At 60.0% G+C, this 10,652-nt stretch carries 9 protein-coding genes; 1 reads left to right on the top strand and 8 read right to left on the bottom strand.

Annotated features, from left to right (window positions below; genetic code table 11):
* Positions 1-103: 103 nt before the first annotated feature.
* The 6 genes from WFP78_RS19460 to WFP78_RS19435 form a co-directional block, all read right to left on the bottom strand.
* A complete protein-coding gene (locus WFP78_RS19460) occupies positions 104-1,915 on the bottom strand; it encodes a putative porin (RefSeq protein WP_336965957.1) in 1,812 nt (603 codons plus the stop codon).
* 32 nt (positions 1,916-1,947) lie between these two features.
* Complete coding sequence (locus WFP78_RS19455; RefSeq protein WP_275489350.1) at positions 1,948-2,679, bottom strand: TonB-dependent receptor; 732 nt, start codon at positions 2,677-2,679, stop codon at positions 1,948-1,950.
* 163 nt (positions 2,680-2,842) lie between these two features.
* Positions 2,843-3,262: an ExbD/TolR family protein gene (locus WFP78_RS19450; protein WP_004211573.1), complete on the bottom strand. Its 420-nt coding sequence runs from the start codon at positions 3,260-3,262 to the stop codon at positions 2,843-2,845.
* 28 nt (positions 3,263-3,290) lie between these two features.
* Positions 3,291-5,018 carry a DUF2341 domain-containing protein gene (locus WFP78_RS19445; protein WP_275489308.1) on the bottom strand — a complete coding sequence of 576 codons (1,728 nt, stop codon included), beginning with the start codon at positions 5,016-5,018 and terminating at the stop codon, positions 3,291-3,293.
* Positions 5,019-5,373: 355 nt separating this feature from the next.
* Positions 5,374-7,131, bottom strand: a complete 1,758-nt coding sequence (locus WFP78_RS19440) for a ShlB/FhaC/HecB family hemolysin secretion/activation protein (RefSeq protein ID WP_336965954.1) — start codon at positions 7,129-7,131, stop codon at positions 5,374-5,376.
* Positions 7,124-7,939, bottom strand: a complete 816-nt coding sequence (locus tag WFP78_RS19435; protein ID WP_275489310.1) for a helix-turn-helix transcriptional regulator — start codon at positions 7,937-7,939, stop codon at positions 7,124-7,126. The genes WFP78_RS19440 and WFP78_RS19435 overlap by 8 nt, the downstream gene beginning before the upstream one ends.
* A 353-nt stretch (positions 7,940-8,292) precedes the next feature.
* Between WFP78_RS19435 and WFP78_RS19430 the strand changes: the two genes are divergently transcribed.
* Entirely contained in the window at positions 8,293-9,084 is a 792-nt protein-coding gene (locus tag WFP78_RS19430; protein WP_275489311.1) for a secretin and TonB N-terminal domain-containing protein, read from the top strand.
* Between the two features lie 125 nt (positions 9,085-9,209).
* Here WFP78_RS19430 and WFP78_RS19425 read toward each other — a convergent pair whose 3' ends face one another.
* Together WFP78_RS19425 and WFP78_RS19420 are read right to left on the bottom strand one after the other, a co-directional pair.
* Positions 9,210-9,623, bottom strand: a complete 414-nt coding sequence (locus WFP78_RS19425; protein WP_275489312.1) for an HU family DNA-binding protein — start codon at positions 9,621-9,623, stop codon at positions 9,210-9,212.
* 30 nt (positions 9,624-9,653) lie between these two features.
* Complete coding sequence (locus tag WFP78_RS19420) at positions 9,654-10,379, bottom strand: helix-turn-helix transcriptional regulator (RefSeq protein ID WP_275489313.1); 726 nt, start codon at positions 10,377-10,379, stop codon at positions 9,654-9,656.
* Between the last annotated feature and the right edge of the window lie 273 nt (positions 10,380-10,652).

Raw genomic sequence — 10,652 nt, 5'->3', positions numbered from 1 at the left:
CCGCCGGAACGACCCGGCGACGCCGCCGTGCCCACGCGTTGAGAGGCGCCGGCGAGCACGGCCAAGGCTGAACCTTGGGTAAAGGAGAGGGCGTCCCTTACCATCAGAAGGCCAGGCCAAGGTCGAGATGGAGCACGTCGATGCGAAGCGGGGCGTCAACGATCTCACCTGCGGAAAGCCAGCGGCCGCCAATGGTCACATTGTTGAACGGAGCCCATGCGCCGCCAATGACAAAACCCTTCGCGTTGGTTCCACCGAGCCGGAAATCAGAGTCGGTGAAGCTGTCAGGGACAGCATCGCTTTCGAGATACTTGTAGGCAGCGTTAAACGCCCACGAACCGCGCTTCGCGCGCCGCGGATTGATACTGAACAGCGCTGGATCGCCGATCGAGAAGTAAATCCCATAGCCTTCGTTGCCGCCGACGAAGCGCGCGGGATTGGTCGCGTCACAAACGCCCTGCTGCGGATTGGTCGGATCGGTGATCAGGACGTTCGTGATCGGAGCGCCCTGATTTCCGCGAAGGCAATTGTTCTTCGGATCGAACCCGAAATTGTGAAGGAAGTTTCCGGTAAGACGGGCCTGCACCCGCTCGGAGATCGGCACGCTGACCGAGGCATTGAGATCAAGTACGCGGTAAGCGTATTTCAGGCCGAGATACTGCGGCTCAAGGGGATTTGCGGGATCGGCATAGGTGAAGTCGATGTCCCGCAGGAACATCAGCGTATTACCCTTGCTTGGCCAAAGCGGCCGGAGAAGGTCGGTCGAACATTCGACATTGCTCGCGGAAAAGACGTCGCACGGCTCCGATACATGGCCACGAAGGTATGTGAAATTGTGATAGGCCGCGCTGACGTTGACATCGATGCCGCCAGCGAACGTCTTGCCGAGTTCGGCCTGGGCGGTGAACAGGTAGCGATCGCGCCAATTGCGCTTGCCGACTGAGGTTTCCGGGAAATTCTCGGGCTCGAACTGGAGCGGGAACGCGCCGCCGCGAACAGCGAACCGGAAATCGTCGTTGCCCAGGATGCGCGTGATGTTCGCTTCACCGTAAACACCGTCAAAGGCGAGATCCGGGTCGAACATGAGATCGGTCGACCGAAGTGGGTTGTCGAACCGACCGAGCATCGCGGTCACGCCGGGGACGAGTTCCCCTTTCACATAGGCGTTCTGGATCCAGACATCGCGCTTGCGGAAACCACCCGTCAGGCTGGAATTCGTCGAGATCGGCCCTGGATCGTCACCCGTCGCCAGCTGGAAACCGAGCGTGAACCGATCTGCAACCTTGGCTTCGATACCGATCCGGCCACGGACTTGCATATTGTTGCGCTTGTCACGCGTTGTGTTGAGCGTGGGGAGCAACTGGCCGCCGAAACCCGAGACGTCATAGGGGCCATTGTTGTTGAACGCCGCCACGTCTGTGTAGTGCGCAACCGCATTGTCGCGACCATAGAAGTGCGACGCCGAGCGGAAACGGAAATCTCCATGAATTTGGATATTGCGCGTCCAATCGGGTGCCGCTTCGTCAGGCGCTGCCCAGCGCTCGGTCCGCGCCTGCGCCAATACTTCCTGGCGCAACTCATCCTTGATCTGGGCGCGAACCGTTTCGGGAACATAGGGAACACGGACCGCTCCGGCGGGCGGGGGCGCAAGTTCAGCCGAGCGTGGAGGCGGAGCAATCGCCGCGCGCTGCGCCGCTTCCGCTTCGGCACGTCGCATCAGCGCCTGGCCCTTTTCAGGGCTGACAATGCCTTCCTCAACGAGCAGCTTGACCATCGTCGCCACCGCGCTGTCAGGCTGGGCGGCCTGGCCTTGAGCTTCCTGCCCGAACGCAGGCGCCGCAACCAGCACCGCTGCGCACAACGATGTGGTGAGCATCAATCGTCCAGTTTGCAGAAACTTCAATCGCTGTGACATTCTAAATCCCCTTTGCCCGCGCGGGCTGATAATCAGAGGGAGCTCTTGCGCCCCCGAACCGTGACAAGTTGTGGAAACACCATGGCCTGCGGCGGTGGATCGAGCCCGCGGACCTCCTGCAGCAAAGCCGTGAGCTTCTGCATGTCTGCGTCGCTTCCGCCCCTGGCATTGCGAAACGTTACGCCGGTGATGCGACCATCGCGTGTAACGGTGAGCGAGTAGTCTGCGGAGAAAACGAGGCGGCTGAGCCGTGGGTCGTCCTGAACGCGCTCCTGCAGTGATGACTTGAGGTAGCTGGTGTACATGCCGACCGACATGCCGCCGCCGGAACCACCGCCGCCCGGTTTCCCACCGATGCGGACGCCGCTGCCATCACCCACCGCAAGACCACCATAAACAGGCCCCGCCCCCTCCCTCGCGGTCAGCGCATTATCGCCCGGCGAAGGATCATTGTTGGCTTGCGGCGGTGGCGGCGTATCAACCGGTTGCTCGATCGGCGGCGCGATCGTCGGCTCAGGCGGCTGTTCGATCGGCTTCGTCTCTGGCGGTGGAGGCGGTGGCGGTGGCGGCGGAGGGAGAATGACCTGCGTGGTCTTCATTTCGTTGGGCCGGTCGCTGACCGTTTGCGTACCCAGGAAATTATAGCCGATCGCGATCACCAGCCCTATGGCGACTACCGCCAGAATCCGACCGAAAGTGATCGGAGACTTTTTCCGGCGCGGACGATCGGAGCCGTCCGGCAGCATCAATGACGCGGCAGCCATCACCGGCCCCCTCGCAATGACGCGCACGCATGTATAGCCGTCCCGGGAAGCTTCTCCTGGTTAGGAGCCCCAGACCGACCAACGATAAATCGGGTCAGAAGCCCGACTTGATCCGTTGCGCTCACGGCGATTGAAGGATCGATATAAAGCATCGGCCCTCCCCTCAGGCCCCGCCGCCGGGCGGACGCGTGGACGCCATGCCGAGGCTAGGCACACCAACCTTCGAGCATAAATCCAGAACCTGCATGACCTTGTCGTACTGGACAGCTCGGTCACCGCGCAGGATCACGGCGAGGTCCGGCGTCGTCGCGATGCTGGAACGAAGCTGCGTTTCCAGTTCCGACATCGACACCGGAATCGCGTCGATCGACACCGTGCCGTCGTTGGAAACGGCAATGACCCGGCTTTTCTGCGCCTCCAGCGTCTTTGCCGACGAAGCGGACGGCAGGTCCACCTTGATCCCCTGCACTGCCGCCGTCGTCATCAAGATAAAGATGATGAGCAGCACCAGCACGACATCGACAAACGGTGTGATATTGATTTCGTTATAAGGCTTCTTCGGCCCGCCGACTTGCATACCCATGACCCGAACTCCTTATCCTCTGAGGGGCTCAGGCCGCTTGGGCCGCTGTGGGGACATCCTGCCAGGTCTCGGCGATGCGCTTCTCCAGCTCGTCCACGAAGATGTCGTGGTCGGCGGTGATCTCCTCGATGCGGCTGAGCAGATAGTTGTAGCCGAACAACGCCGGGATCGCGACCGCAAGGCCCGCGACAGTGGCAAGGAGAGCCGCGGCGATACCCGGAGCGATTGCGTTGATGTTCACTTCACCAGCGGCCGCGACCGAGGCGAAGGTGATCATGACGCCGAGCACCGTGCCGAGCAGGCCGATGAACGGGCCGCCCGAGATGGCGATCGTCAGCAGCACCAGCCGCGCATTGAGCTTCTGCCCCTCGCGCACGCGTCCTGCATCGAGTGCCGAGCGGATCGCGGCGATTGACTGGGCGCGGATCGCGAAGCGGCTGCCGGTCGCCTTGCCTTCCTTCAAACGCTCGGTCAGCTCGCGCCGGCCGATATTATAGAGCCGGCCCAGCGTCGAATCCGCGGCGTCAGCGCCCGGATCGAACGGGGGCAGGCCGTCATGGACGTTGCGCGGTCCGCGTCCAGTCTCACTCACGTAGCGGTGATAGGCCTCGAGGAACGCCTCGTTGGCCCGGCGCACCTTGCTGATCAGCAAACCCTTGCTGATCATGATCGCGATCGCGACCAGCAGCATGAATGCACAGATCAGGATCACGACCCAGGCGTCGAAGGTCAGCGCACCGAACAGGATCCCGAAGTGGCCATGCCCGCCGCCGGACTCGACCTGCTGCGCAGTATCCGTGGTGACGAGTTTCGCGGTCTGACCTTCCGATGCAGCAGCAAGCTGAAACGCGGCCTGCGGCAGCGCGGCACCGGCCACGCGGAACTCGTCGATCTCGCCCTTGAAACCCTGCCCCAGAACCGGGGCGCCGGTCGCCGCGGCGAGCGCGCCGGTCACTTCACCGGCAGGCTGGCCGTTGATAAACAGCACGGTCTTGGCGCCGTCGTTGACCAGCGCGACATTGGCCCAGGCGTCCGCAGCCAGCGCGCCGCCTGCCGAGCGATTGCCGCCCTGATCGATGAAGAGTTGGCCGCCCTCGGCTACCAGGCTCACGGCACCCGGCAACACGAAGATCGTGCCGTTACCACCGGGCTTCACCCAAAAGCTGATCGATAGCGGACCGGCTGCGAAAGCCCCTGCCGGCAGTGCGACCGGGGTCGCGCCATCGAGGACAAGGCTCGAACCGATCAGACCTGCCGCGTTGCGCCCCGCAGTGCCGGTGGAATTGTTTGCATTCGAGGTCGCGTCCTTGGCCGCACCCTCATCATTGAAATGATAGACCAGACGGTAATCCGGCCCGTAGGTTCCCGCAACATCCTGCGCCGCGGCAGCCTTCTCATTCCCGTAATAAGCGTAAATGGCCGAGGCCGCGCCGGGCTGCAAACCCTGAACATCAACCCACACCAGAGCCTGTTCGTCGGCCGGTGACCATTTTTCAATGTGGAACTTCAAAGGTGTGCGGTCATCCCCCGCGACAAAGCGCAGGTCGGAGCCATCGGCCTTCACATCCTTGAAACTGAAGTTGCCCGAGTGCAGGCGGATCAACACCGGCGCGCGCGCGACTTCGCCGGTGACCCCGGCTGCCTGGGTGTTGAGGTTGATCTTCGTGCGATAGCTATAGTCCGCTTCCCACCAAGCCATCGCTGGTGTCGTGAAGGCTGTCATCGCAACCAGCGGAAAAAGCCATTTAAGTTTCATTCGACCCATGTTGCCGCCCCTATTTCCATATCGCTTGCTGCCCGCATTGGGCGGTTGATCCTCGCGCACTCGCGGCGCCTGTTGCTGCTGGTGATCGCTGGGAGGTCATCCCACCCAAATTCTGTTTCTGCGGGGGCAATTCTCCCGCCCGGTCTTCCGGGGATCCCTGGCGCTGGGCGTTTGGGGGAGCCGCCAAGCTGCCCTGAGGGAATTCCTGGCCCGATCGATGGCCACGACCGCCCCGACTGGTCGGAGAAGGACGATCGCCGGAAGATGACCCGGTCAGACGGGCTCCGACCAATGCTCAACACCGTAAACGTGAAAGACGGCGACGCCCGATGATGGAGCGCCGGCATCAGAACTCGCCCCTGATAGTGAAGCTGTAGCGTGGATCACCCTTGTCGCTGGTCGGCCCATTGCGGAGCGGAACGCCAATCAGTGCTTCGCCCGTCACCAGGTTGAATAGGTCGAAACGCACACCACCACCGACACTGACGAGACGGAACTCACCGGTCTGCCCGGCACTTGTCTCGCGCACCCGCGCATAGCCGGCGTCGCTGAAGGCGAAGAGGCGCAACTCGTCGATATAAGAGGAAAGGCGCGGGCCGAGATTGGGTGAGCGCAGTTCGACCGAGGAGACGAAGCCATCGTCGCCGATGGCCTCTGAAACATAGTAGCCCCGGACGTTCGACATACCGCCAAGCGAGAATTGCTCGTTGGTCACGAGGCTGGAATCGGCAAGCTGGCCTGCGAAGCGGAACGCCGCCTGCCAGTCCTTGGGGAGAAACCGCGTATAGTTAAGATCGAGATTGAGATGGACGAAATTCTCGCTCGCATCCGTCGTCCGACCGATGAACTGATCGGTGATGACGCCGATATCGCCATTGCTCAATGGGCAGGTCACGAGGCCGTCGGGAATGATTGCAGCAGGATATTCGAAGCAGTCCCGACGCTTGATCACCCTTAGGCCGCCAGTCACCCCCAGGGTGAGCCCGTACGTTTCCTGCTCGCTGCCGCCACTCAGCGTATATTCCGCAACAAGAGGCACATAGCGGATTTGGGTCGGTTGAAGATCGGTCCCTTCGAGGCTCAGCCGTTCCTTGAACGATTTGAAGTCCGGTCCGAAGCTGATCTGCTGGAAGCTGCTCGTGCTCGGCAGGCGATAGGTCGCGCGAAGGCCGATCTGATACCCGTTACCCAGCACGTTGGTGCCGCCAAGCGCCGCGACATTGCTGTTCGACCTGTAGCCGTAGAGCAGGAAACCCCAGGGCGTGCCAATGAGCGGCGCATTGTAGGAAGCCGAGATGACCGCACTCTGGTCGGTATCCTGCGGCGCGATCGAACCTGTGACCGACAGCGTATGGCCCTGGCCCCAGAGATTGGAATAGCGTGCAGTGGCACTTGCGCGCAGGGATCTGGTATTGGGGCTGTTGTCGTTGTTCAATTCGACCGACCCGTGGAAAGGAGACTTGTCGTCGACCTTCAACTCGACATCGACGGTCCCCGGCTGCCCACCGGAGCGAAAGCGCGGGGTGATGGTACGGTCGGGGAAGCGGTTGGCTTCAGCGACATCACGCTGAAGCGCTGCGATATCGATTGGTTGACCGGGAACAAGTGACGGGACGTCGCCGCGGACGCTCTTGTCCGAATGATGTTTTGCATCGACGATACGAACCTCGCCGAGCGGCACTTCATGGATAGCCAGCTGGACGATCCCCTGCGCGAAACGTTCGCTGGGCTGGATCGGAATCTCGACCTCGACCGCCTCATAGCCTTTCGCGGCATACGCCGCCTGAAGGGCCTTTTGCGCAGCAGTCACATCGGCTTCGTTTTTATCAGGTCCAAGAAACGGGTAGATGATCCTCTCGATCTCGGCGTTTGAGAGTTTGGTGGCCCCCACGACGTCGATCGCGGCGATTAAGAAGCTTCCCGAAGCCCTCACCGGCTCTGCGTCTGCAGCAGAGGACTGTTCGGCATCCTGATCACTTTGCGCATAGGCAAAGGACGGCTGCACCACTGCCGCCAGGGCGGCAACGAACGCTAAGCGCGACGTGAGATTAGCACGCAGGCCACCGTGCAATTGGGAAGAGAATGACATGCGCTTCTCAAACATGGATCATGCCAGACCCAATTGCGATCGCGACCGCGTTGATCCTGTTGGTCCCGCCAAGTTTGAGCGTCGCCTTGGCCAGATGGGTTTCAACTGTTCGCACCGATATTCCAAGACTGCCGGCGCTTTCGGCAAGCGCCACTCCCGCAGCTGCATTTCGCAGACAACTAAACTCCCGATCTGAAAGCAGGACTGATGACCGCGTCCGAATGGTGATCAACTGCTTTGCTCGAAGGTGGAATTCGATAGCGAGCGTAGCCATCTCGTGCCGCCGCTGCTCAACCGCCGAGATCGCCTGTGAGAGCTTCTCGCTGAAGAGGCTGATATAGGCTGGTCCCGACAGATAATCCTGAACGGGTATGACGACCCCTGCTTCTACACCGCGCAAGCGTTCGATGCTCAACCATGCACGTTGGAGATCGGGGAGAGACAGATCGTCTTTAGTCGACCAGACAAAGGGGAGGAAAGACTGGACAATTTGCGAGAGAGCGGGATCTCCGGCACGCCACGGCTCCTGCCCTTTCTCCAATGTTGAGAGGAAGCGGTGCGGCGGGCGTTTAGCGGTCCTTCCACCTTGCGGACGATGCCCGATATGATGGTAGCGAGCGCCGTCGAACCCCATCTCCGATGCGAACTGTTCTAACCAGTTCTCGAGGTCCACCGAAGAGGCGCAATCCTCGATCGGGCCAATTGCCATGACCGAACCGCCCTCCATAACGAAGTGCCGTACCCACGAGACATCGAGGGCAACGCACGCATGATCAAACTGGCGCTGAAGCGCACCACCCGCTAACATTTCAACGACCCCCATAGAGCTCCTGAAAAATGGACACGGTGAGCACGTGAATCTGGCAAGAAATTCGGCAAAGTTTTTTTCTTCGCCTACACGCCGTTTCGTCATAAAATTGAAACAATAGAGCACTTACTCGACAGTGAATCATGTATCTCAGCCAAGTGATTCACTGTTCCGTAAAATCTTGACGATAATCGCTAGTGAAAATTAAATTTGTGAAAGTCGTGTCGATGACATGATCTTGTTCACATAGATGCCGCCGAACGAACGCCGTCATACGAATCTCCCGCAGGAGAACGGAAATTAAATTTATTTCTAGGTTCTGACCTTCAAGGTCATGCCAAAATCGGAGCGGTGTGAAGGAAGGTTGGATGCGATCAGGCGGCGCCGCTCAATACAATTTCTCCGGACAATCGGCTCCCCAACAGGCCCAGCATGTCCTATTCATCGCCCTGATGTCGCTACCTCATGTTCTTCGTAGCCTGGCGGCGGCGCTCTCAATTTGCCTTGCCATCCTCCTGTACTCGTTCGGAACGAGTGCTCATGCTCAGCAAGAGGCTTCCGAAACAGCTATATCATTCGACATTCCCGAACAGCCCCTTCACGCCGCTTTGGCGCAATATTTCAGCATCACTGGCGTTCAACTGCTATATGACAGCACCTTGGCCTCGGGGCTTCGATCGACCCGTGTGAAAGGCAGGTTCACGCCTCGCGAAGCGCTTCGGCGTCTCTTGACCGGCTCGGGACTCGTCGTTCGCTACAGCGGGACGGACGCCGCTATCATCACGACACCGAGCGGCAACAACCAATCGTCCCTGGTCCCGCTCGGACGTATCGTGGTCAGGGAACAGGTCGCGCCCGTGCGACTGCTGTCGGCTGAACGGCTCGCTTATTATGGCCTGCTGGAGGAAGAGCTGTATGCCTACCTCCATGCAAGTGCAGGCACGGAACGACTTAATTTCAGCCTTATTGTCCATCTCAGGATTGATGCGGATGGCACGTTGAGTGATGTCGTGGTTCACCGCAGTAGCGGCAGCACCAAAACCGACCTTCTGGTGATAGAAGCGCTCCTGCGAGCTGCGGTGTCTCCCCCGCCCGACGGCCTTCAGCAACCCCTTGCAGTGGCGCTACGCGGAATGAGAAATGGCCAGCGGCGACCTTGATAGCATTTATCGGTGAAATTCTACGGCGATCCAGGTCTCCCAACTCATCCGGGCCGCCTGTGCTAACGCAAAGGGGCGGCTGAACCCCCTGTCGAACGTGTCGAACGAGGCACGGCACAAACGTGTCACCTGGGGTCGAGCTCAACAGGATCGCTTCTCTCCTCACCGAGCAGCAAATCCTTCAGTGCCCTGCTGGCACGGAACATCAGCTTCCGCGTTGGGCGAATCAATATCCTCTCGCCAGTACGCGGGTTGCGTCCTTCCCTGGCGCTGCACGATTTCACCGAGAAAATGCCGAAGCGGTTGATCGAGACGGCCTCGCCGCGGACAGCAGCGTCTCCGATCGTAGCGAAGACGGCCGCGACCGCACGAAACGCCTCAGCGCGAGTAAGATAGCTTCTTGCGGCAACACGCTCGATCAGTTCGTCTTTATTCATAGCTGGAAACCGCGCCTTGCCGGTCAGGATCAGAAGTTGGGCCGCGATGGCGGATTGACATAAGATCCGAATACGCCCGGCATGATCCGGGCGTTTCCGCATCCCCCCTCTGTAACGTTCCCGTCTTCCTCCTCAGCTCGCCGGCTCAGAGTGCTCAAGGCCAGATGGGTCGCACTGCAGGAGACCTCGGCTTACGGCAATTGCAACCGCATTGACCTTGTTGGCCCCGCCCAGTTTCTTCACGACCCGGTGCAAGTAAACTTCAGCCGTCCGGGTCGACATATGAAGCGTTTTGCCGATCTTCGGCACAGTCATTCCCAGCGCCGCCAGCCTCAGACATTCCATTTCCCGACGCGTCGGCGCTTCAATGTGCGCAACACGCAATACTGTAAGCGCCGCCGCGTGAATGTCTGTTGCCGCCCATGACAGGGCGGGACCATGGTCTTTCACCGTTTTACGCACCGCATCGAGCCCAACCCCGATGAGCGCAACAAGGCCTGGACCATTGGGATGATCCTGAACCGGAACTGCAATGCCGACATGTGGCGTGTCTAGCTTGTGGGCAAACCTGATCTCACTGCTGGACCAGGTGAAGGGACGGCGTGCTGCTAATGCCTTGATAACCAGACTGCTGTCCGCAATGAGATTCACATACTGACGCTCTGCGTTGGCGCTCGATGCAATGGCGCGAACAGCGCTGCCCCGAGAATGGCCAAAATGCAGATACAGGCCGCTATACAGCCCATAAGTATCCGCCAGATTCAGGAGCGACGCTCCGATGCCAGCCTTCTTGGCCTCAACGCCGGGCTTCGTCTTGATGGGGCTATCAGGGCGCTCGAAGGGGAGAATATCCGCCATGACGATGCTCGCTCAGCTTACGCCAAGGCGTGAATCGCCACACTTGATTCGCTGAGCTAGCTCACAATTGCTTCCTGAAAAAGCAACCGCCGATCGGAGGTCGGTCAGAATTTCTCTTTTATGACTGAAAGTATATTCGCCAATTCCGACAAGATTGTTAGCCGGATTCTTGCCAAAACCTTTCCCAAATCGACTGATTTCTGCCGTTAGCATAGATGAGCCGCCTTTGCCCCGATGACTATAGGCAGCCCTTTACCCCAACCACTCGACACA

The sequence above is a fragment of the Sphingobium aquiterrae genome (genome assembly GCF_037154135.1).
GTDB classification, from domain to species: Bacteria; Pseudomonadota; Alphaproteobacteria; order Sphingomonadales; family Sphingomonadaceae; genus Sphingobium; species Sphingobium aquiterrae.
The sequence above is the reverse complement of the archived record's forward strand: the minus strand, read 5'-3'. Positions and strand labels throughout refer to the sequence as shown.

What these genes read in the sequence shown, in the direction of transcription:
- WFP78_RS19460 (WP_336965957.1), bottom strand. Translation starts at nt 1,915, where the DNA reads ATGTCACAGCGATTGAAGTTTCTGCAAACTGGACGATTGATGCTCACC.
- WFP78_RS19455 (WP_275489350.1), bottom strand. Translation starts at nt 2,679, where the DNA reads ATGGCTGCCGCGTCATTGATGCTGCCGGACGGCTCCGATCGTCCGCGC.
- WFP78_RS19450 (WP_004211573.1), bottom strand. Translation starts at nt 3,262, where the DNA reads ATGGGTATGCAAGTCGGCGGGCCGAAGAAGCCTTATAACGAAATCAAT.
- WFP78_RS19445 (WP_275489308.1), bottom strand. Translation starts at nt 5,018, where the DNA reads ATGAAACTTAAATGGCTTTTTCCGCTGGTTGCGATGACAGCCTTCACG.
- WFP78_RS19440 (WP_336965954.1), bottom strand. Translation starts at nt 7,131, where the DNA reads ATGTTTGAGAAGCGCATGTCATTCTCTTCCCAATTGCACGGTGGCCTG.
- WFP78_RS19435 (WP_275489310.1), bottom strand. Translation starts at nt 7,939, where the DNA reads ATGGGGGTCGTTGAAATGTTAGCGGGTGGTGCGCTTCAGCGCCAGTTT.
- WFP78_RS19430 (WP_275489311.1), top strand. Translation starts at nt 8,293, where the DNA reads ATGCGATCAGGCGGCGCCGCTCAATACAATTTCTCCGGACAATCGGCT.
- WFP78_RS19425 (WP_275489312.1), bottom strand. Translation starts at nt 9,623, where the DNA reads ATGCGGAAACGCCCGGATCATGCCGGGCGTATTCGGATCTTATGTCAA.
- WFP78_RS19420 (WP_275489313.1), bottom strand. Translation starts at nt 10,379, where the DNA reads ATGGCGGATATTCTCCCCTTCGAGCGCCCTGATAGCCCCATCAAGACG.